Origin of the sequence: Clostridium chauvoei (assembly GCF_002327185.1) — a bacterium.
Lineage (GTDB): Bacteria > Bacillota > Clostridia > Clostridiales > Clostridiaceae > Clostridium > Clostridium chauvoei.
In genome coordinates this window covers 723,467-746,860 of sequence record NZ_CP018624.1, presented here as the reverse complement: position 1 = coordinate 746,860, position 23,394 = coordinate 723,467, and the positions used below count along the sequence as shown (strand labels likewise).

The following is a 23,394-nucleotide window of genomic DNA, read 5'->3' as shown; positions in this document are numbered from 1 at the left end:
CCTATCTATTCTAAAACTTTATCCATTCTACTTTCTATAATATCTACAGGTGTAACATCTGACATAAGATAATATCTATAATTTACTGCTGCTGCTTCTATAATAACAGCTATATTTCTACCTGGTCTAACAGGTATTCTAAGTCTTCTAACTTTAACTCCTAGTATATCATGATACTCGTTATTTAATCCTAGTCTGTCATAATCGCCATCATCTTTCCAATGTTCAAAATGCATAACTAATTTTATATCTTTTTGTTGAAGAACAGAGCTTACTCCATATAATGCTGAAATATCTATAATCCCTATTCCTCTTACTTCTAACATTCCTATAGTTATTCTTGGAGATGTTCCTATTAATTCACCATCAATTTCTTTTATATCAACAGCATCATCGGTTACTAATCTGTGACCTCTTTTTATAAGCTCTAAGGCTGTTTCACTTTTGCCAATCCCACTTTCACCTGTAATTAAAATACCTATTCCATATACATCTACTAAAACTCCATGTAATCTAGTTTCTGGAGCTAATTTATCTGCTAAATATATAGTAAGTTTACTCATAAACTTAGTTGTCACTAAATTACTTCTAAGTAACCATATTTTATTTTTTTTAGCAGCTCTAAGAACTTCTTTATGCGGCTCTAAATCCCTTGTAATTATTAAACATTTTATATTAAAACTAAAATATTTATCAACCCTTTTTCTTCTAAGCTCTACGCCCATATCATCTAAAAAACTCCACTCAGCCTTACCTATTACTTGAATTCTTTCTGATGCAAAATAATTATAAAATCCAGCTAATTGTAAGCCTGGTCTATTAATATCACTTACTGATATCATGGTATCTTTTTGACCTTCTACTAAAACCTCTAAATCAAAATCATTTATTAACTTCTCAACTGAAACCGCCACTATTCATCACCCTTTAACTTTTTCTATTAGTTGGATTTTTTGGTTCAATTCCTTCTAATTGAACTTTAAAATTACTTTTTACTCTATCAATATATATTCTTCTTAATTTTTGTTGCTCTTCTTTTTCTTGTTCATTTAAGCCTTCTTCTTTACTTTTTTTGTAAAGTTCATTTATCTTTTTTATTACTTCATCTATTTTCATGTCTTTGTAATCCATATCATTTACTTCCTTTCCTTTTGTATGTAATTGTATCTTTATTATATTTTACCTTCAAATTAAGTTAATATCAACTCTATAATATTTCGACACAATATAATTAATATATATATCGTCTTTTATATTATTATCTTCAATTTGAAAACTTTATTTACTTTATTCTACATATTTTACTGTAATTGTATTAGGTATTTATTACTTTTTTGTAATATTTTGTTTGGCGATTTCCATTTACAAATTTATCATATTTGGTATAATATTGATATAAAAATGTAAAAAATGTAAATTAATAGAGGAGGAGCCATGTTAAAAATTTCATATAACAACAAAATAATATATAGAAAGCGTTTGTTAAACTTTCTTCTAAAATATTTATCCCCAACGAATCCTATAATTATTTATCTTTCTCAAGATTTAGATAAGGTAATAGTAGATTGTCAGAAAAAAATTTATGTGGATTATATAAAAAATACTCTTTTTAGACAAACCTTTAAAAAGGTAGCCTAAAAAGAGTATTTAAACTCTATAGGTTTTAATCCCTATATTCCATATTAATTTTTATAAATTAACTGTATACAACAAAAAACACCCCAAAATATGAGGTGTTGAATGCATATGCTATTCCCAACATGCCGTCCACTTAAATATTCATACCTGCAGCTCGCAGGTGGGTTTCGCTCACTCAGAATCTGTTATCTTCTGCCACATAAAAGTGAATTTCTGAAGTCCGACATCTTCATAAGATTTCGCAAATCCCGTATATATAATGTAGGTTGAATATTATAAGCATAACGCACATCTCAGGATTTAGTATGATTTTATTATAACACATTTTTTTAATAGTGCAATATAATTTTTTTCTATAATATCCTTATATTTACTAAATGAAATCCTTTACTACATCTTCTATTGAAATATCATCTAATCCATTTGTAAACAATGCCATAAATTGAACGTAATTAACATTTTTAGTATCCATTTGGAAAGCCATCATTTCTCCAGATACATCTAATTCATCTACTATTTCTTCTACAATTGATAATACTTCATCATTTGCATAATCATAAAGATATGGAATAAAGTATTCCTTAATCCATTCTAAACTTTCAGCTTCATAATCACTTTCTTCATTTGAATATGCCCTTGCTGCATTTAAAACATCTTCATCAAAATCAAAATAAAATCTTACTAATAATAGATCTTCTTCATTTCTTAATTCTTCAATTTCAGATAAAGCATTTTCATCTAATATATTTAATATTTCTGTATTATTCATTTTTACATCCCCTTTTAATATAATAACTTTTTATATTCTTTCTTTACTGCTAAAAATTCTTTGTCATCTTCTACAAGATTAAGCTCTTGTTTTCCATCTTTTTCATCCACTCTAAATACATATACATCTTCTGAGTTTTTTTCTTCTAAAGGTGCTAGTAATAAATATTCCTTTTCTTCTATATATATTCTTGCAACTCCTTCAAACTCAACCTTATTACCTGCTTCATCTAAAAAAGCCATTATTTCTCTTTCATCTTCATTTATACTTATACTATTCTTTTCCATATGTACTCTCCTCTTTCATTGAATAATGTAATTATACTTTATTATTTTACATTTTCAAGGGTTTTATAAATTAAAAAATATACTATCATGATTTAGATAATATATTTATATGTAAATTTATTTAATTTGTTTTTATTATTTATACTTTTTTATAATTTTTAAACTATCTATAGGAACTTCTTTTTGGATATTCCCTTTTTTAAAAATCATTATATTATCAACCTTATCTATAAATATCCAGTTTTTTTCTACCATATACTTTTTAAAAGTTTCTTCTATTTCTTCATTTTCCTTTAAAACAACATAATATTGTTTTAAATAAGGAGTTTCTAATACTTCTAAATCAGTATACATTAACCTACCCATATTATATCCATATACACCTAAAGATCCTAAAAGTATTATTCCAACTATAGCAAGAATCCACTTTAAAGTTTTCTTAAAATTTCTCATTATTTCACCCTATATTCTTTAAACTTGATTAATTCTTTTATAACTTTAAGTATTATAGCATAAATTATTATTTTTTGTAAAACATTACAATATGAATATAGTTTTTATTATCAATTGATAATAAATCCCAAATAACTTTTAAATAAAACTTCATCACAAATCCCTGATAATTATACTATTATAATAATATAATTATCAACATACTAATTGATAATATTAAAATCAATTGATAATAATTGGGGGTACTTATCTATGGATAATAGACTTGATATAGGAATCAAAGTTAGTAAAACTACAATAATTGGTAATATAATTTTATCTATCGTTAAAGTTGTAGTAGGTGTTTTCTCAAATAGTAACGCTATGATAGCAGATGGTATTCACTCTTTTTCTGATGTAATTAGTACAATTGGCGTTATAATAGGTTTGAAATTATCTAGTAAACCTGCAGATAAAGAACATCCTTATGGACATGAACGTATAGAAAGTTTATCTTCATTACTTTTATCTATAATGTTATTTATTATAGCTCTAGGCATCGGAATATCTGGTATTAAAGATATATTAAATAAAAGTTTTGTTATTCCAGGTTCACTAGCTATATTCGCTGCACTTTTCTCTATTATAACTAAGGAATGGATGTATTTTTATACTATTAAATATGCTAACATGATTGATAGCGCTTCACTAAAAGCTGATGCATGGCACCATCGCTCTGACTCTCTTTCTTCAATAGGAGCCCTTTTAGGTATAATTGGCGCTAGAATGGGATTTCCTTTATTAGATCCTTTAGCCTCTTTATTAATCTGCATAATGATAATAAAAGTTTCTTATGATATTGCAAAACAAAGTATGTCTCAATTAATTGATGAGTCTGCTAAAGATGATATCATTTGTGAAATAACATCAAAAATTAATTCTATTGATGATATAAAAAAAATAGATAGTATTAGAACTAGACTCCACTCTACTAGAATATATGTAGATGTTGAAATTTCTGTAGATGCTTCTCTTACTGTTGAAGAAGGGCATGACATAGCAATGAAAGTCCATAATTTAATAGAAGAAAATAAAAAAATTAAACATTGTATGGTTCATATTAACCCATTTATTCTAACTTCTGATTGTTAACTAAAAAATCACTTTAAGTCACAATTTGTAACTAAAGCATATAAATTCTCATATAATATTATTACTATAATAATTTTCAGAGGATGAATTTATGTTAGAAACGCTATTGTTAGTACTATCAGTATCTATAGATTCTTTCGTAGCTAGTATTGCATATGGAACAGATAAAATTAAAATACCTTTTTTATCTGCTTTAATTATCGATATTATTTGTTCTTCAATGCTTGGTATTTCTCTTTTATTAGGTTCTCTTATAAAGGACTATATTCCAAGAAATCTAGCTATAGGCATTAGTTTCGTAATATTATTTGGTCTTGGAGTATATAGATTATTTGAATCTATATTTAAAACCTATATTAAAAGCAAATCAAATTCTATAACTCCTTTAACCTTTAAAATATTTGATTTTAATTTTGTTCTTCAAGTTTATGCTGATGAAACTAAAGCTGACTTTGATAAATCAAAAATACTTACTTCAAAAGAAGCCTTTTACTTAGCTTTTGCATTATCTCTTGATAGCTTAGCTGTAGGCTTTGGTAGCAGCTTAATTACAGTAAGTTATATAGAAGCAATTTTGCTTAGTCTTATTCTAGGTATGACTGCTATTTTAACTGGTGTTTATATTGGAAGAAAATTTATAGAAAAAGTAGATCTTAATTTATCTTGGTTATCTGGTGCATTATTAATTCTACTTGCTTTAATGAGGGTTATATAAAAAAGAACTTAATTAAAGCTCGAAAACTTCGAGCTTTAACTAGGTCCTTTTTTTTATATTATTTTTGAAATCATAAATGATTTCTATAGATTTTTTTGATATTTTAGAAGCTTTATTAACTATATCATTTATCTCAATTAAAATATTATCTATTGATTTTTTATCTTTAGCTAAATTATAAGCCTCTTTAGATAATTTATTTAGATTTTCTTTTTCCTCCTGTGTAAATTCTAATAGTGGAATTCTAGAAACATATCCTGAAGTTATAATATTGCTTCTAATTAAAATTCCTCTTACCATATATGTAACCAAATCAGAGTTTAAATATCCCATAAGCCACCATGCATCATAATCATTGCAAATTATATTGGCATTTACACCATAAGTAAAATTTTCTGGTAATCTTGAAGCTGTAAACTCTACACCTATAGATGAACAAGTTACTCCCGATTTATATAAAAAATTTTTATTTCTAACATTAAAGTTTTTTATTTTAGCATTTAATTTAATAAAATCTTTATGCAAGTAAATATAATTATTACTATAAAATCTACTTCTACCTGGATTTTTATAAAATGGTATTAAATAAGGATCCTTTTTTTCTTTTGATAAATATAACTTATCATTTCCTGTGGATATTCCAGTTATGCATTTAAATACTTCTCCTACTCTTTTGTTTTTAAAAATATTCAATACATCATCTAAAGCATCTATTACAAACTCATTATTATCTTTCTCACCATTTAAAACTAGATTTTCTCTTTTAACTTCACTTTTTTTATTATATTCTAATCTTGCTTTAAACTCTTCTATAGTTGCTACTCTATCACTTACAATAACTTTTTTTTGATTTTCCTTACCCTTTTGTAAAATAACTATACTTGTTCCAACATCTGCTCCTTGCGATAAAAAAAGATTTCTAGGACACATTGTTATCTCATGGATTGTACATGTATTTAATATTTTTTCCCTAAGACCTTTATGATATTTAGCAGTAAAAAAAGAATCATGTGTTACTAACCCAATTATAGCTCCATCCTTTGCACAATCAATTAATGAAGCTATAAATATGCTATACATATTATAAGTTCCTACTTCATTAAAAAGCTTATTTAATTTCTTCTTATTATCTTTTATAAAATCAACTTCATGACAATTATAAGGTGGATTTGCTATATAATAATCATATTTTAATGGTAAGTTTTCTTTTTCCATAGAATAAAACTCAATAAAATCTTTATTTATAAAATTACAAACATACTCTTCTTTGTATTGTATGATATCAAATCCATCTATAATTTTATTATTTTTATTAAAAACTTTTAAAAGTTCCTCTTTTCCACAACAAGGATCTAACACATTTACTCCCTTAGGGTTAATCTCTATAAGTCTATCTTGAAGATATTTAGCTACAAACTTAGGGGTTGCGTAATAACCTACCTCTCTTTTATCTATATCCTCATATAATATCTGCTTTTTTCCTCTAGCCATAAAAATTTCATCCTTTAACTAATCTAATAAAGTAAATTATAACATATTAATATATTATAATTTTAATTTATTGAATTAAGTATAATAGTTATTATATAATACAAACTAATTATATATTAATTTATTTGGAGGTAATGATTTGATTAGCGATAAAAAACATAATTATCTTATAAATGAAAAATCCCCTTACCTGCTTCAACATGCCTATAATCCAGTTAATTGGTATAGTTGGTGTAATGAAGCTTTTGATAAAGCAAAAAGAGAAAATAAGCCTATTTTTTTAAGTATAGGTTATAGTACTTGTCATTGGTGTCATGTAATGGCTCATGAAAGCTTTGAAGATAAAGAAATCGCTTCTCTTCTTAATGAACATTTTATTTCTATAAAAGTAGATAGAGAAGAAAGACCTGATATAGATAGTATTTATATGACCTTTTGTCAAAAGACAACCGGACGAGGTGGTTGGCCGTTAACAATATTTATGACTCCTGATCAAAAGCCATTTTTTGCAGGAACTTATTTTCCTAAAGAAAACAGATATGGAACTATAGGTCTTATATCTCTTTTAGATAACATAGCTAATAAATGGTCTACAGAAAAAGAGAAAATAATATCTACTAGTAATAAAATTTTAATTTCATTAGAAAATGATTTTAAACCTACAACTTCTACTGAAGAACTATCTAAAAAAGCTGTAAAAGATGGATTTTTATTATCTAGTCAATTATTTGAGCCTAAATATGGTGGTTTTGGTTCTGCACCTAAATTTCCAGCACCTCATAAGTTAATGTTTCTTCTAAACTTCGGAATTATAGAAGATATGATTAATCCTACTGAAATGGTAGAAAAAACATTAATTTCAATGTTTAAAGGTGGTTTATATGACCATGTTGGCTTTGGATTTTCTAGGTATTCAACTGATGATAAATGGTTAGTTCCTCATTTTGAAAAAATGCTTTATGATAATGCATTATTAATTTTAGCTTATCTAGATATTTATCAAGTAACTAAAAATCCTTTATATAAAAGAATTGTTATAAATACCTTTGACTTTATAATACGTGATATGACTAGTGAGGATTATTCCTTTTACTCTGCTTTAGATGCTGATAGCGATGGTGAAGAAGGAAAATTCTATACCTTTACTTATAAAGAATTATTAAAGCTATTAGGTGAAGATGATGGTAATTACTTTAATGAATATTTTAACGTTACAGAAGAAGGTAATTTTGAAGGGAAAAATATCTTAAACCTTCTAGGAAATTATAATTATAATAAAGAAGATGAAAGAATAAATTCTCTTAGAAAAAAAGTTTTCGATTATAGAAATAAAAGATTTGTTCTTAATAAGGATGATAAAGTTTTAACATCTTGGAATGCTTTAACTATAGCCGCTTTTGCTAGAGGCTATAAAATATTAAATGATGAAAAATATTTAGATATTGCAAATAAAAACTTATCTTTTATAAAAGCTAAGTTAATAGATAAAAATGGTAGACTTCTAGCTAGATATAGAGATGGTGAAGCTAAATATAAAGCTTATTTAGATGATTATGCTTATCTTATATTTGCTTTACTTGAATTATATGAAGCTACTTTTGATATAAAATACTTAGAAGATGCTCTTAATTTTAAAGATGATATGATAAAACTATTTTGGGATACCAAAGATTTTGGATTCTATCTTTACGGAAATGATTCTGAAACTCTAATTGTAAACCCTAAAGAAATATATGATGGTGCTCTTCCTTCAGGAAATTCTGTGGCTTCATATGTTTTAGTTAAACTATCTAAACTAACTGGCGATTCAAAGCTAATAGAAATAACTAATAAACAACTTACAACTTTTTATAGTACTGTAAAAAACATGCCTATGGCTTATACATTTTATTTAATGGCACTACTTCTTGAGTTGTATCCTTCTAAGGAATTAATTTGCGTAACTGAAAATGTTGAAGATATTAAAGCTTTAAAAAGTACCTTATCTAATAAATTTATTCCTAATTTAAATATTATTGTAAAGACTATAGATAATAAAGATAGCCTTCAAAAGTTAATTCCTTACTCTAAAAACTATAATTTAAAAAATAATAAAACCACCTATTATTTATGTGAAGACAATAATTGTTCTTCACCATCTAATGACTTACTTATTTAATATTAGCTACTGTTATTTATAAATTATAATCATTTTAAAACTCCTGAAATACTATATATATTATATAAATTATTTTCAGGAGTTATTTATGAATTACAAATTAAAGGTTCCCTTTAGACAGGCTTATAAAAACATTTCATATAAAACTAATTCTATAATTAAAAGTTTAAAAGAAGATCCTAATTATATAGAAACTGCTACAACCTTTATAAATAACAATAACTTTAGTAGTAGTACTTATTATTTTATTTGGGTAGATACTAAAAACTTTAAAACTAACATATTTGAAGGTTCAAAAAATAATTGGAAACTTATAAAAAGCTATTTATGTAGTATAGGAAAACCTTCTACCCCCACTATTAAAGGCAATTTTATAATAGGACTTAAAGGCTTATATTTTGGTGCTAATCACGGATATAAGTGTTGGTATTATAGTCAGTTTAAAGGAAACTACCTTTTTCATTCAATAATTTATAACTTAGATGAAACTGTAAAGGATGGGCGTCTAGGTGTTACAATATCTGACGGTTGTATTAGGTTAGCTAAGGAAAATGCCAAATGGATTTATGATAATATCCCTAGAAATACAGCTGTATATATTTCTTAAACTAAAGAGGAAAATGAATACATCATTTTCCTCTTTATATTAAAACTACTGATTTACTTCAGCTTTTATATTTAAATTTTCAAAAGAATTAGTTAAAACAAATCTACTTTCTCCAACCTTTATAAACTTAACTATAACTTTATCTCCTACCGAGCTTAAAGCTACTTCTCTTGAAGTTTCTGTTGAAACAGAGAAAATATGATCATTACCCTTTAGTTTTATATCGTAAACACTTGTACCATCTTTTACAACTAAACCTATTCTTTCTATTTCACCCTCTAAAGTTTCTTCACTACTACTACCCTCTAATGATATGTTGGTATTTGTTAATCCTTCTAAGTATTTATTTAAAGTAGCTTGAAGCGAATCACCAACTCCTACTATATTGTAATTTTTAACATTTACCATAGCATATTGCTTAACTAAACCGTTAGAATCTTTAAGAGTTGTAAAATAAGTAGGTTCATTTTGAATATTTATTAAATATGGGAATGTTGCTGTATATCCAAATTGTTGAACCTTTCCTTCTGCAGACTTCATACTTGCAACTTCAGTAGCACCCGAGGTTTTATACATAGTAGTCTCACCAGTTCTTGTATTAGTTAATGTAAATCCTACTAATCCTTCATCATTACCAACTGAGGTTATTCCTGTATAATAATAGCAAGTATCATTATTAAATATTAAGTTCATTCCCTCTGTACTCTTTAGTTTATCTTTATCACTAAAATTTAATACACCATGAACTAGTTCTCCCCACTTATCTATATAATTTTTAATATATCTATCTGGTTGGATTCTATCTACCCAAGTTGGTGTATTTTCTATATCATAAACCTGTGATTCTCCTGTTTGAGCATCTATTATTAAAGTACCAATTGCTTTAGCTTCTGTAAAACCTATTGCATTATCATATCTAGTTACAACCCAATATGGCTTTTCTTCATCATCTAATTCAAAAGTAAAATCTGTATGTCCTGACTTCATATCTCTAAGATATGCTGCTCTATTTAAATCAGTAAGTAAATACGATGATTCTAAATATTTTATTTTTAAAGGTTGTCCTTTATGTTCTGTAACTAATTGAACATCACTTTGATTAGTAGCACTAACCTTTATATATCCTGATGTACCTTCCTTATTAGTAAACCACTTAAATAATGATGAATGTTCTAATGGTGCTACATAATATAATTGACCATGAATACTTTGTAAATCTAAATTTCCAATAGTAACTTGACTACCTAAGCTAGGTATTTCTCCTAACTTTTTGTCTGCTAACTTATAAGCAAGCTCTTTATCTATTGTAGGTAATTGTTTCAAATCTATGTGTTCTATTTGGCTTGTAAATTCAACTTCCTTTACTTCTCCAATTAAATTCCTATGATTTTTATAGCTTATTAATGGGCTAAAGAAAATCATTGCTATAAAATACAATATAGCTACTATTATAGCAATCTTTATATAGCTTTTATTGAATGTAATAAAAGAATAAACCACACTTACTAAAACAAATACTGCTGTTATGTAAAATATACTTAAGCTGATATCAAAAATTAATCTACTATTAAATAATAGTATAACCCCTCCTATAATATAGGCTAAAAGTAACCATCCTAAAAATTTTAAAATAGAACTTTTTTTAGGCTTAATTTCATGAATATTATCCATTTCATTCCTCCAAATATTATAAATTTATATTATATAATGAATTATACCATGTATGCCATAAAAACTTTTTTATATTTTTGTTAATAAGTAATAAAATAAAAATAAGTACAATTAATATTTGTAATATCTACTTTAATTGTACTTATTTCTTATAAGTTAAGCTTTCCATTGAAATATTCATTTATTATCTTCTTTCTTCTTTTTCTTTGGTTTATTTATTTTATTATATGCTTCTAAATATGGAGTCACATCAATTAAAGCCATAATTACTCCTACAGCTATTATCAATAACACCTGCATTAATTTCATATTACCATTCTTCCTTTTAAAAGGTATTCTAATATATGATATGTTTTTATCTATGAAATAGTTATATTAGATTTTAGTTAAAATAAAAAAAGTTATATTTAATAATATAACTTTTGTTTGGAAGTATTTAGGGGTATCCTGAAGATCGTGTGCAGTGATACATATCCCCCTAGTGCTATAATATTCGTGACATATTATATTACTTTATAAGAATAATATATTTTTACGCTCTTGTCAAATTATGTATAATTTTTTTCAATATTTTTAATAAACTTTTTATTTTCGTATCAATATCTAATAAAAATAATGAATATATTGTTAACATAACTTTTTTCTTAATAAACCCGTTAAATTTAAAAGAAAAAGAAGTTTCTAAGTAATCTTAAAAACTTCTTTTATCTAAATTATTTTCCCCATTGATTGTTAGTTGCAGTTTTCTTTTCTTTGCCACAACAATGATCTCCACATTTATGTTTTTCATCATGACTATGATTTTTTATATTATCATGATTATGTTCACAACAACATTCTTTACTCATTTATATCACTCCTTAATAGTTGATACTATTATTATCTGCATTTTTATAATAATAATCCTATATAAAGAATTGATATCTTGATAGATAATTCCAAATTAGTTTCTCATAACTATATAAACTACATAACCAATATATAAAATAACTAAAGCTATACCTTCTATCTTACTTAATTTAGTTTCTTTATTTTTTCCAGTAAACATAAAGAAACCTAATAATATACTTACAATAATTAAGAAAATCATATCTATACTTAAATTTATTGCTACTGGAATAGGATTAATCACAGCTGATGTACCTAATATTAAAAGTATATTAAATATATTAGATCCTAATACATTTCCTATAGCAATATCATTTTCACCTTTAATTGCTGCTACCATTGATGTTACTAATTCAGGAAGCGATGTACCTACAGCAACTATTGTTAAACCTACTAACTTCTCACTCATTCCAAAAGAATAGGCTATGTTCGTAGCAGAATCTACTACTAATTTACCTCCGATTATAACTCCAGTTACTCCAATAATAACTTTTATTAAGCATGAAATAACTTTTATATCTTGCAGACTTTCATTTGCTAATGTTTCATTATTATTTTTAGCTGAAATAATAAGATAAATAACATAAGCTATACATACTATTAAAAATATAATTCCATTAAGCCTAGTTATTATAGCTTCACCACCAAATACACTTGATCCAAAAGTTAAAATTATTAATAATATTGCAACTAAAACATTTATTATGTAATCCTTCATTATAGTTGATTTTTTTATTACTATAGGCATTATTATGGCTGTTACTCCTAAAACCATTAGAGTATTAAAAATATTAGATCCCAAAACATTTCCAATAGTTATACCATTATTCCCTTGTAATGAAGAGATTAAACTAATTGCAAGTTCTGGAGCGCTAGTTCCTAGAGATACTATAGTTAAGCCTACTATTACTGCAGGTATTCCTAATTTTTTAGCTATCTTAGCAGCACCATCAACAAATATATCTGCACCCTTAATTAATAAGAAAAATCCAACTAATAATATAATGTAATTCATTTTTTTCTCCCTTATATTTCTATTATTATTTACTTTAATATACAAAATAAAATTATATCATTTTTTTTTAAAAATACATAATTTTATTTTATCCAATGTATATATTTTAATTCATAATAAAAAGGCTATATGCAACTTTATTTTTTAAATAAAATTGCAATTAGCCTTGTTTTTTTACATAAGTTCTATAAATTTATTTACTGCTTCTTCTGCTTTTTTATATTCTTCTTCTGAAGGTACAAAACAGAATGATAATCCAGGTTCTACTGTTTTAAGCTTTAAATCTTTCAGCCTTGAAGTAAGCATTTTTACGCCTTCTCCACTCCATCCATATGAGCCAAAGGCTAAAGCAGCTTTACCTCTATTTACTACTGGACTCACTACAGATAATAAATCCCAAGAAGGTTTAACTGCATCTTGATTTATAGTTGGTGATCCTACCATAAATCCTTTTGCTTTTTCTATTTTAGCTGCACATTCTTCTAAAGGAATTGATGTTATTTCTGTTACATCTGCTTTAAATCCCTTTTCTTCTAACTTTTCTTTCATAAAGTTAGCCATTGCTTCTGTATTTCCATAAGCTGATATGTAGAATATTTCTACCTTTTTATTATCTACTGGTGTCTCTACCGCCCATTCTCTATATAATTTTAAAATCCCATCTATATTGCTTGTATGAACTGGCCCGTGACTTGGTGCAATATATTCTATCTCTAAATCTTTTATCTTATCTAGTCCCATATTTACAAACTTCTTAAATGGTCCCATTATACAATCAAAATAGTATTTCATTTCAACAAAATACTCTTCGCCAAAACTATCTGTCATTTTACATAAAGGACTATAATGACATCCTGTAAAATCACATGTGAAAATGAATTTTTCATCTTTTATATAAGTAAACATTGTATCTGGCCAATGAAGATTTGGTGCCATTATAAACTTTAGAGTAGTTTTTCCTAATACTAAATCTTCCTTTGCCTCTATTGCATTGAATTCTATATTTAAAATATTTTTAAGATAATTTAATGCAGCTTTTGAAGCTACAACCTTAACTTCTGGATAATCCTTTATTAGTTGAATTAAAGAACCACTATGATCTAATTCAGTATGATGTACTATTACATAATCTACTTTTTTCTCACCAATTACTTCAATTAGATTCTTTTTGAATTCATCATAATAACCATTTTTAACTGTGTCTACTACTGCTACCTTTTCATCATTTATAACATATGAATTATATGTAGTACCTTTTTTAGTTTCCATTATTATATCGAATATCTTTAGATCTGGATCCTTTACTCCTATCCAATATATATTGTTTTTTAACAATTCTGCTGCCATCTAAAATACCTCCTAAATAAATCTAATGCAATTTATATATAACCTTAATTTAAATTCATAATTTTAACATATTAAATTTTAACATATTAAATTTTAACATATTAATTTATTTGTAACAAAATTATAAATTCCCATTTAGAGTATCTATCGCTTATTTTCTTCATTTTCCTCCAAAATAATAATTATTATCCATAGATTGTTATTATTTTATCATACTTGTTTTATTTTCAATTTCTATTACATATTCGCTATGTAATGCCCTTGTTAAAGCTACATATAATAATCTTTGATCTAAAAGATTATTTCCATAATTATCTTCACTTGGATTGTATATAATAGTAGCATCGAACTCTAATCCTTTTGTTAAATAGGCAGGAATAATCGCTATATCTCCTGGTGATTTTTTCTCTGTTCCCTTTATTAAAGCGATTTTATTCTTACTACTCTTTTTAAGTAACTTTTCTACTTCTTTACCCTCTTCTATCCCCTTAGTTATAATAGCAATACTACTCTTACCCTGATCTTGAATCTTTTTAATTATATCATTTATAATATTTACTACTTCATTTTTTTCATTACATTTTATAACTTCAGGTTCTTTACCATGTCTTAAAACTGGCTTAGCTGACTTTAAGCCAAGATTTTGCGCTTTTAGTGCTCCATTTGCAAAATCAATTATTTCAACTGTAGATCTATAACTTTGAGTTAATTGTATATAAGTAGCCTTTCCATTAAAGACACCCTGAGTAACATCTTCCCAAGTTTTTACACCCTTATAATAATAAATTCCTTGTGCTAAATCTCCAACTAAGGTTAAAGAATTTCCCTTTGATAATCTATTTATTAAATATATTTGGAATGGATTATAGTCTTGTGCTTCATCTACTACTATATGTTTAAATTTTTCTTTCTCTAATACACCTTCTAATAGTAAGTTTATATAAAGAAGTGGTGCTAAATCATCTTCATCTATGATTCCAAGTTCTCCATTCTTTAAAACCTCATCCTTCATAAATTCAAATTCTTCATATGAAACTCTACCTAAAGTTGCTATTTCAAAAAGTTCTTTATCTCTAAATAAATTTAAATAAATATCCTTTGAAGTTATCCCTCTCCAATTTTTAAAATACTCATTCATATCTTTTTTAGTATTAGACTTTATATAGTTTTTAATTTCATCTCTAGCACCATATACTTCTATTAATTTTTCTCTTCTCTCTCCACCATCAGGCATTTCTTGTTTTATTTGCTTTATTTTAACTTCCCATTCAGCGTCAACTTGAAGACAAAGACTTTCTATTTTTTCTTTTAATTTCAATCCTAAATATCTTTTTATCTCATCTTTTCTTTTATTAATAGGGAAGGTCTTTAAATCTTTTAAATATAATCTAACTATTTCTTTTCTTGTAAAAACTACATATCCTTTTACTACTATATCTTTAATATCAACAAAATCACTTTCTAATAATGCAATATATCTATCTATAGCTTCTTTAAATTCTAAAGTACCTTTTATTTCTGATGATTTAGTAATTAGATTTCTATTTTTATCATCTTTAAGCTCTATTATCTCTTTAATTTTTTCGTCTTTGTTTTTTATTTTCCCCTTTAATTTCAATCTCTTACAAACTAAGTCTTGAAATGTGGTTTGCTTTACTTGATCTACACCAAGATTAGGTAATATTTCTGATATATAATCTAAAAATAGTTTATTAGGTGCTAATACTAATATATCTTTTCCTTCTATAGTATCAGCATATCTATATAATAAATAAGCAAGTCTATGCAGAGCTATTGTAGTCTTTCCTGACCCTGCTGATCCTTGAACTATTATTGGAAGATTTTTGGGCCATCTTATAATGTCATTTTGTTCTTTTTGTATAGTTGCAACTACTTCCTTTAACTTTTTACCTCTACTTTCTTCAAGGTTTATTTTAAGAAATTCATCAACTAAATCTGTTCCTTCTGCTTGATTTATAATAATTTCATTTATTCCCTCATCGAAAATTTCAGACAATTCATCTTCTTTAAAAAGAAATTTCCTCTTTAAAGATAGATTTCCCTCTATTATTCCTGAAGGAGCCTTATAGTATGCATATCCCCCTGTCCCACTATAATAAAGATCTGAAACAGGAGCTCTCCAATCAACAATAACTTCTTCACCATCAACTGTTGAACTTATCCCCTGCTTACCTATATAAATACTTTCCTCTTCACCTCTAAGCTCCCTAAAATCAACACGCCCAAAATAAGGAGACTTTAACGCTTCTTCATAGCTTTCTATATCCTTTTTTAATACAGAATATATTTTTTCTGTAGTTTCTTTCTCTTCACTATAAGATCCTCTCGCCTCTTTAGTTAAATCCCTAAGTTTAGCTCCTATATTATCTTGATTTTTTCTTTTCTCTTCTAACTCTCCATCAATTTTTTTTCTTTTCTCTTGAAGTATCTTCTTTTCTATCTCTAAATTTCTATTCATTATTACTACCTCATAAAACTAGATTAATGTTTTAATTATAGGCTAATGAAAAATTAAATTCAACGTTCTATAGTTTTTAGATTAAAACTTTTCTGTTTTCTTTCTTTATACTCGATCTTTGTTTCATACACATATAGTTCTTTTATAAATCCACTTATTGCAATTATCATAACTATACCAAAAGGGAGAGCAGCTATTATTGATGCATTTTGTATTGTTGTTAATCCACCGGCAAACAAAAGTACGATAGTTAATAAAGATAACGCTACCCCTAAAATTATTTTTCTACTATTTTTCACTTTAGTCTCTCCATTGCATGTTATCATTCCTAAAACATAAGTTGCTGAATCTGCACTTGTAACAAAAAAAGTTATTAATAATATTATTGCAATAACAGACATTAAATTTCCAAATGGATATTGCTCAAAAATCATAAACATCGATGTTTCTACTTTTTGTATTGCAATTTTTCCAACTTCAATAGGTGCACTTACTCCTAAGTTTCCAAATACACCCATCCAAGCTACGCAAAAACCTGCTGGTATAAATAAAACTCCAAGTATAAACTCTTTTATTGTTCTTCCTTTTGAGACTCTAGCTATAAATATTGCTACAGAAGGTGCCCAAGCAATCCACCATCCCCAATAAAATATAGTCCATTTTTCATACCATTGTCCTTTTATAAAAATATTATTATTTGTAGTTAATAAATCAACTCCATATCCTTGTAACCCTAAAAACACGTTTCTTAATAGTTCATTCTTTGGTCCTATAATTATAGCCATAGCAAATAATAAAAATGCTAGTGCTATATTAGCATTAGATAATAATTTTATTCCTTTCTTTACCCCTGTACAGGCTGAAATTAAAAATAATACCGTTATTATAGATATTATTAATATTTTTACAGTATTTGTTTCAGGTATATTAAATAAATAATTTAACCCACTTGTAACTTGTAGTGTCCCCATTCCTAATGAAGTAATTATTCCTGCCATAGTAGCAAATACAGTAAAAATATCAACAATTTTTCCTAAAAACCCTTCTGCTTTTTCCTTTCCAACTAACGGTATTAATAGACTACTTATTAATAAAGGTTTTTTCCTTCTATAATGAATATATGCTAATGCTAGTGCTAACACAGCATAACACGCCCAAGCCGATACCCCTATATGAAGAAAAGCTTTTGAAAATGCAAACTTTCTTGCCTCCTCTGTAATGCCTTCCATATTTAATGGATTAATATAATGAGTTAGAGGTTCTGCAACTCCCCAAAAGACTAATCCAATTCCAATACCAGCACTAAATAACATTGCAAACCAACTTATATTTGAAAATTCTGGTTTTGAATCATCATCTCCTAATTTTATATTATTAAATTTACTTAAAGCCGCCCATATACATACTAAAAAGAATATGAGCATCATAGCACAATATGCCCATGAAAACTTTTCTATACATATAGAATAAATCGACTTCATACTCCCTTCAAAGTTTTCCTTAAAAACTGTTCCCCAAATAAATATTATTGTTGAAAAAATAATAAAGCTTCCAAAAATAATATTATTTTTGTTTAATAATCCTTTTTCTATCTTTTTCATAATTCCTCCTTAGCACACTTTTAACTTTTAAAAAGTTGTCAGTTGACTTAAAAATTAACTCCTGTATTTTACAGGAACTGTTATACTTATAATATCATACAAGTTGTCAGTTGTGCAAGTTTTATTAAAAATAAAAAATTTTACTTTTATTGTCTAAGATGATAAACTTTCTTATATAAAGGAGTGTATTTAAATGTCAAAACAAACCAAGACCCCAAATTATATAAAAATCGCTGTAGATATAGCTCATAGAATCGTTAATAATGATTTTATTGAAGGAAGTAAAATAACAGGTCGAACGACACTTGTTAGTTTATATAATGTATCTCCAGAAACTATAAGAAGATCTTTAGCTCTTTTAAAAGATATGGATGTAGTTACTGTAAATGAAAAAAGTGGAATAATAATAAATAACAAAATTCATGCTAAAGAATTTTTAAATAAATTTAAAACTAAATCAGATTTTACAGCAATTAATAATGAAACCTTTGACCTTATTAAACAAAGAAAAGAACTTGATTCAAAACTTATAAAAAATCTTAACTCTATAATAGAATTTGCAACTCAACTTCGTAATGTTGGCTCTATAATTCCATTTGAAAGTATTGTAGAAGAAGGTAGTATAGCTGTTAATAAAAGTATTGGTGAACTTAACTTTTGGCATAATACAAAAGCTACTATAATTGCTATTAAAAGAGATGGTGATCATTTTTTATCTCCAGGACCTTATTTTAAAATTCAAAATAATGATATTTTAGTTTACGTAGGTGAAGATGAAGTATTAGAAAATGTTAAAAACTACATCTCTGCATCTACTAAATAAAAAATCTCTAGATTTACTCTAGAGATTTTTTTGTTAATTCTTAAATGAATGTATTGGTGCTGGTATTCTCCCACCCCTTTTTATAAATAAAGAAGAGGAATATTTATTTACTGGCATTACTGGAGCTGTACCTAAAAGTCCTCCAAATTCAACCATATCTCCTATATTACATCCTGGTGCAGGAATTACTCTTACTGCTGTTGTTTTATTATTTATCATTCCTATAGCTGACTCATCTGCTATCATTGCTGATATAGTCTCAGATGGTGTATCTCCTGGAACTGCTATCATATCTAATCCTACTGAGCATATTGCTGTCATAGCTTCAAGTTTTTCTAAATTAAGAGAACCATTAAGTACAGCATCTATCATCCCTGCATCCTCTGATACTGGAATAAATGCTCCGCTTAACCCTCCAACATGACTACATGCCATAACTCCACCTTTTTTAACAGCATCATTTAAAAGTGCTAAAGCGGCTGTTGTTCCATGAGTACCTACAACTTCTAGTCCCATTTCTTCTAATATATGAGCAACCGAATCCCCAATTGCAGGTGTTGGTGCTAATGATAAGTCTACTATTCCAAAAGGGACACCTAATCTACTTGATGCTTCTTTAGCCACTAATTGACCCATTCTAGTAATTTTAAAGGCTGTCTTTTTAATAGTTTCTGAAACTACATCAAAAGATTCACCCTTAACCTTTTCTAAAGCTCTTTGCACTACTCCTGGACCACTAACTCCCACATTTATAATTCTATCTGCTTCTCCAACTCCATGAAATGCTCCTGCCATAAATGGATTATCTTCAACTGCATTACAGAATACAACAAGCTTTGCACATCCAAATCCCTTAGTATCCTTTGTTAATTCTGCAGTTTTTTTAATAATTTCACCCATTTCTTTTACAGCATCCATATTTATTCCACATCTTGTTGAACCAACATTTACTGATGAACAAACCTTAGTAGTTTTAGCTAGAGCCTCTGGAATAGACTTAATTAATATTTTATCACCTTTAGTATATCCTTTTTGAACAAGGGCTGAAAACCCTCCAATAAAATCTATTCCTAATGTATGTGCCGCTTTATCTAATGTCTCTGCAAATTTCACATAATTATCTTCATTTGTAGCTCCTGCTATTATAGAAATTGGCGTTACTGAAACCCTCTTATTAACAATTGGAACTCCAAATTCATTCTCTATTTCATTTGCAACTTTAACTAAATCCTTTGCTGAAGTCACAATTTTATTATATATTTTTTCTCTTGCTTTATCTCCATCAGAGTCAATACAATCTAATAAAGAAATCCCCATTGTAATAGTTCTTATATCAAGTTTTTCTTCTTCTATCATTTTGATAGTTTCTAATATGTTATTTACATTCATATCTCTACCTCCAAGTTATAGTGTATGCATTGAATTAAAGATCTCAGCTCTTTGAATTTTAACATCTACACCTAATTCTTCGCCTTTTGAAAGTAAAGCTTTCTTTGCATCATCAAAAGTTCCATTAGCCTTTTGTAAATCAAGCATCATTATCATTGTAAAGTAATCTTCCATTATTGTTTGGGTTACATCTAAAATATTTATATTTTGTTTTAATAATTCATTGCTAACTCCTGCAATTATTCCTACTCTGTCTTTACCTATAACTGTTAAAATTGCCTTCATCAAAACTCACTCCTTTTAATATAAAAAAAGGACTCCCCTAATGTATTTTAGGTTATTGCCCTGATTAACTTAATAAATTAGTCTAATTTTATACTTATTGTGTAAATTTGTCAAATTATTCTTAATATAACTTCTATTGTTTATTTTTGATAAATTCTTATTTTCTATTCTTGTAAATAAACATAAATAAAAAAGAATATACTTTAATTTAACATTAAGGGGTATATCCTTTTCTTATTCTTTCCATATCTTTTTTTAGTTCCTGTACTTCTTTTGTTAATGTATCTATATTTTCCTTTAATTTGTCTACATCCGTACTATTATTCTTTATATTATTATGTTTTTTGTTACTCGAATTGCTACTATTTTCTGTATTATTATTTTGTGTGCAATTAGAATTATTTACATTTTTATTTGTAGTATTATAGTAGTTTCCTGGTCCACCTTCAAAGTATTGCTGTTGGGCATTATATGTTAATATAGCTTGCCCTACTAATTGCAACCAGTTTCCTACTGCATTTTGTACATTAAAAGGTAAATTACCTGCCATTACATTTCCTAATAGTTCCCCAATAACTATAAAAATTTCAGGATTTAAATCTTGAAAACCACCCTTTATATCATTACACCCTGAATCACTTGTGTATCCAAATTTTTTTGCAAATTCTTCAAAATTATTGAATTCATTAAAATTCATTTTTATTCCTTATAAAAATAATTTTCCCCTTTATATTATTCAAATTTAATAGGATATGATACCTAACTTATATTCTCAATAATATATTAGGCTTAAATTTTAAAAATAAAAAGTCAAGCAAAACTATAATTAATTTTACTTGACTTTATTTTACTTAGCACACTAAATATGTTACAGTAATATTTTAACATTTATAAACTAAATTGTCTACATATTACCTGAATATTCTAGCTCTTTTATAATTTTATCTACTTATTATTGCTTTTAAAAACACTTCAGCTGCTCCAAAATTAGTTGCTACAGGAGTGTTATGTACATCACATAATCTTATTAATGCTGTTACATCTGGTTCATGTGGCTGTGCTGTTAACGGATCTCTAAAGAATATAACTATATCTATTTCTCCTACTGCAATTTTAGCTCCTATTTGTTGGTCTCCACCTAAAGGTCCTGATAGATATTTGCATACACTAAAACCTGTTTCTCTTTCTATAATTCCTCCAGTTGTTCCTGTTGCAAAAATATTATGATTTTCAAAGACATCTTTATACTTTTTTACAAATTCAATCATTTCACTCTTTTTTTCGTCATGTGCGATAATAGCAATGTTCATTTTTATCTTCCTCCAAAATAAGTTAATCTATATAAATAAATTTATATATTCTTCATTAGCTTACATGTTCCATATTTCCTTTTTAGTTGTAGACACACAAGTAGCTCCAGAATTTAAAGCCATAATAATCTCTTCTTTTGCATCTATTAATCCTCCTGATACAATTGGCTTTGAAGATTTCTTAGCCAATTCCTTAATAACTTTTGGAATTATACCAGGCAATACTTCTATTGCATCACACTCATCCATTAAATGTTTTTTTGCATTATTTAATGATAGCGTATCAAATACAAATATTCTTTGAATAGATATAAAACCATTACTTTTAGCCGCTTTAACCACTTGAGATTTTGTACTTATAATCCCTTTAAAGCTTGTCTCTTTTTTTAAGAATTTAATAGCCACTTCTTTATTCGTTATACCTTCAAGTAAATCTACATGAACTATACCTATTTTGTTTTTATCACTTATTTTTTTACTTATATCCTTTACATTAAGTAGGTCCCCAAATAATACAAATATAACCTCTAACTCTGAATCTAAAGCTAACTCTAAATCCTCATAATTTTTAACTGCCGCTATAACCGGATTTTCTTCTAATAAATCTCTAATATTCATATTTATACCTCTTGTAACCCTTTTTATGCTCAATATAATTATGGCATCTTTATAAATCAATGTCAATTAATTGAATCTTTTAATTAATAAAAAGCATTAAAATAAAATTACTTTAATGCTTTTCATTATTTTTAATATTATATTGTTGCGTTATCATTAAAAACTGTGTACATATCTTTATTTTTTGCCTTTGCTAATGAATTTGCTAATATAAAAGAAATTATCCCATCTATTGTATGATGTATAATTGTTCCTATAATTGTTACTACTATAACCTGGTACATACTAAACCCAAATGGTATTATAGCTAGACCTTCTAATACTCCATGAATAGGTGCTGTTACTATTATAGCTTCTTTTAAATTTTTTCTCTTTTTTATTATTTTTGCCCCAATAAATCCAACTATAATATGTGTAAAAGCTCTAAATACAACATGCATGGGCATACCTGAAAGTAAAAACCCAATTCCTGACCCCACACCAACAGCTATAGCCACCATTGGTGAAATTAGCATTGCTATAAACATAGGTACATGAGATGCAATAGTTGCTGTAAATGGACCTACTATAATCTTTAAAAATCCAAATTGTATTGGTATTATTACTGCTAAAGCTATTAAAAGCGCTGCAATAATCATTTCTTTAACTTTTATTATGTTTCTCATATTTTTAAGCCCCCTTAGTGTATATACACTAGTATATATTACTATTTACCAATT

At 26.8% G+C, this 23,394-nt stretch carries 24 protein-coding genes and 1 other RNA gene; 5 read left to right on the top strand and 20 right to left on the bottom strand.

Translation table 11 applies throughout. The annotated features are described in order from the left end of the window. Positions 1–5: 5 nt before the first annotated feature. The 6 genes from hprK to BTM21_RS03380 form a co-directional block, all read right to left on the bottom strand. A complete protein-coding gene (gene hprK, locus BTM21_RS03410; RefSeq protein WP_021876124.1) occupies positions 6–914 on the bottom strand; it encodes an HPr(Ser) kinase/phosphatase in 909 nt (302 codons plus the stop codon). Positions 915–927: 13 nt separating this feature from the next. Continuing rightward, a complete protein-coding gene (locus BTM21_RS03405) occupies positions 928–1,131 on the bottom strand; it encodes a DUF896 domain-containing protein (RefSeq protein WP_021876125.1) in 204 nt (67 codons plus the stop codon). A gap of 617 nt (positions 1,132–1,748) precedes the next feature. Then, positions 1,749–1,941: non-coding RNA, 6S RNA (gene ssrS, locus BTM21_RS03395), on the bottom strand. Between the two features lie 70 nt (positions 1,942–2,011). Then, a complete protein-coding gene (locus BTM21_RS03390) occupies positions 2,012–2,407 on the bottom strand; it encodes a hypothetical protein (RefSeq protein WP_021876126.1) in 396 nt (131 codons plus the stop codon). 14 nt (positions 2,408–2,421) lie between these two features. Next, a complete protein-coding gene (locus BTM21_RS03385; RefSeq protein ID WP_021876127.1) occupies positions 2,422–2,694 on the bottom strand; it encodes a DUF1292 domain-containing protein in 273 nt (90 codons plus the stop codon). 135 nt (positions 2,695–2,829) lie between these two features. Continuing rightward, positions 2,830–3,147, bottom strand: a complete 318-nt coding sequence (locus tag BTM21_RS03380; RefSeq protein WP_021876128.1) for a hypothetical protein — start codon at positions 3,145–3,147, stop codon at positions 2,830–2,832. A 252-nt stretch (positions 3,148–3,399) separates the two neighbouring features. On the opposite strand from BTM21_RS03380, the gene BTM21_RS03375 reads away from it, so the two are divergent. Continuing rightward, positions 3,400–4,278: a cation diffusion facilitator family transporter gene (locus BTM21_RS03375; protein WP_021876129.1), complete on the top strand. Its 879-nt coding sequence runs from the start codon at positions 3,400–3,402 to the stop codon at positions 4,276–4,278. A gap of 91 nt (positions 4,279–4,369) precedes the next feature. Next, positions 4,370–4,993, top strand: coding sequence for a sporulation membrane protein YtaF (gene ytaF, locus BTM21_RS03370; protein WP_079481488.1), 624 nt, complete (start codon positions 4,370–4,372; stop codon positions 4,991–4,993). A gap of 39 nt (positions 4,994–5,032) precedes the next feature. Here ytaF and BTM21_RS03365 read toward each other — a convergent pair whose 3' ends face one another. After that, entirely contained in the window at positions 5,033–6,484 is a 1,452-nt protein-coding gene (locus BTM21_RS03365; RefSeq protein WP_021876131.1) for an N-6 DNA methylase, read from the bottom strand. A gap of 139 nt (positions 6,485–6,623) precedes the next feature. On the opposite strand from BTM21_RS03365, the gene BTM21_RS03360 reads away from it, so the two are divergent. Further along, a complete protein-coding gene (locus BTM21_RS03360; protein WP_021876132.1) occupies positions 6,624–8,642 on the top strand; it encodes a thioredoxin domain-containing protein in 2,019 nt (672 codons plus the stop codon). 88 nt (positions 8,643–8,730) lie between these two features. Then, positions 8,731–9,249, top strand: a complete 519-nt coding sequence (locus BTM21_RS03355) for a L,D-transpeptidase (protein WP_021876133.1) — start codon at positions 8,731–8,733, stop codon at positions 9,247–9,249. A 45-nt stretch (positions 9,250–9,294) separates the two neighbouring features. Here the strand turns inward: BTM21_RS03355 and BTM21_RS03350 are convergent, their stop codons facing one another. From BTM21_RS03350 to BTM21_RS03330, 7 genes are all read right to left on the bottom strand, one after another. Continuing rightward, a complete protein-coding gene (locus tag BTM21_RS03350) occupies positions 9,295–10,920 on the bottom strand; it encodes a YIP1 family protein (RefSeq protein WP_021876134.1) in 1,626 nt (541 codons plus the stop codon). Between the two features lie 177 nt (positions 10,921–11,097). Further along, on the bottom strand, positions 11,098–11,229 hold the full coding sequence (locus BTM21_RS14065) for a hypothetical protein (RefSeq protein ID WP_259678957.1): 132 nt from the start codon (positions 11,227–11,229) through the stop codon (positions 11,098–11,100). Positions 11,230–11,633: 404 nt separating this feature from the next. Further along, entirely contained in the window at positions 11,634–11,768 is a 135-nt protein-coding gene (locus BTM21_RS14060; RefSeq protein WP_021876136.1) for a hypothetical protein, read from the bottom strand. A 95-nt stretch (positions 11,769–11,863) separates the two neighbouring features. Further along, positions 11,864–12,823 (bottom strand): calcium/sodium antiporter, encoded by a 960-nt coding sequence (locus BTM21_RS03345; protein WP_079481489.1) that lies wholly within the window; start codon positions 12,821–12,823, stop codon positions 11,864–11,866. Between the two features lie 174 nt (positions 12,824–12,997). Next, entirely contained in the window at positions 12,998–14,170 is a 1,173-nt protein-coding gene (locus BTM21_RS03340; RefSeq protein ID WP_021876138.1) for an FprA family A-type flavoprotein, read from the bottom strand. Between the two features lie 202 nt (positions 14,171–14,372). Next, positions 14,373–16,649 carry an RNA polymerase recycling motor HelD gene (gene helD, locus BTM21_RS03335; RefSeq protein WP_021876139.1) on the bottom strand — a complete coding sequence of 759 codons (2,277 nt, stop codon included), beginning with the start codon at positions 16,647–16,649 and terminating at the stop codon, positions 14,373–14,375. Between the two features lie 59 nt (positions 16,650–16,708). Next, on the bottom strand, positions 16,709–18,250 hold the full coding sequence (locus BTM21_RS03330; RefSeq protein WP_021876140.1) for a BCCT family transporter: 1,542 nt from the start codon (positions 18,248–18,250) through the stop codon (positions 16,709–16,711). A 193-nt stretch (positions 18,251–18,443) separates the two neighbouring features. Here BTM21_RS03330 and BTM21_RS03325 point away from each other — a divergent pair, with 193 nt between their 5' ends. Continuing rightward, positions 18,444–19,073, top strand: coding sequence for a GntR family transcriptional regulator (locus BTM21_RS03325; protein WP_079481490.1), 630 nt, complete (start codon positions 18,444–18,446; stop codon positions 19,071–19,073). 33 nt (positions 19,074–19,106) lie between these two features. Here the strand turns inward: BTM21_RS03325 and BTM21_RS03320 are convergent, their stop codons facing one another. From BTM21_RS03320 to BTM21_RS03295, 6 genes are all read right to left on the bottom strand, one after another. Continuing rightward, positions 19,107–20,462 carry a PFL family protein gene (locus BTM21_RS03320; protein WP_021876142.1) on the bottom strand — a complete coding sequence of 452 codons (1,356 nt, stop codon included), beginning with the start codon at positions 20,460–20,462 and terminating at the stop codon, positions 19,107–19,109. Positions 20,463–20,477: 15 nt separating this feature from the next. Beyond that, positions 20,478–20,747 carry an ACT domain-containing protein gene (locus BTM21_RS03315; protein ID WP_021876143.1) on the bottom strand — a complete coding sequence of 90 codons (270 nt, stop codon included), beginning with the start codon at positions 20,745–20,747 and terminating at the stop codon, positions 20,478–20,480. A gap of 214 nt (positions 20,748–20,961) precedes the next feature. Further along, entirely contained in the window at positions 20,962–21,444 is a 483-nt protein-coding gene (locus BTM21_RS03310; protein ID WP_021876144.1) for a hypothetical protein, read from the bottom strand. 244 nt (positions 21,445–21,688) lie between these two features. Continuing rightward, positions 21,689–22,057, bottom strand: a complete 369-nt coding sequence (gene mgsA / locus BTM21_RS03305) for a methylglyoxal synthase (RefSeq protein ID WP_079481491.1) — start codon at positions 22,055–22,057, stop codon at positions 21,689–21,691. A 60-nt stretch (positions 22,058–22,117) separates the two neighbouring features. Beyond that, complete coding sequence (locus BTM21_RS03300; RefSeq protein ID WP_079481492.1) at positions 22,118–22,675, bottom strand: glycerol-3-phosphate responsive antiterminator; 558 nt, start codon at positions 22,673–22,675, stop codon at positions 22,118–22,120. Between the two features lie 137 nt (positions 22,676–22,812). Beyond that, a complete protein-coding gene (locus BTM21_RS03295; protein ID WP_021876147.1) occupies positions 22,813–23,340 on the bottom strand; it encodes a membrane protein in 528 nt (175 codons plus the stop codon). Between the last annotated feature and the right edge of the window lie 54 nt (positions 23,341–23,394).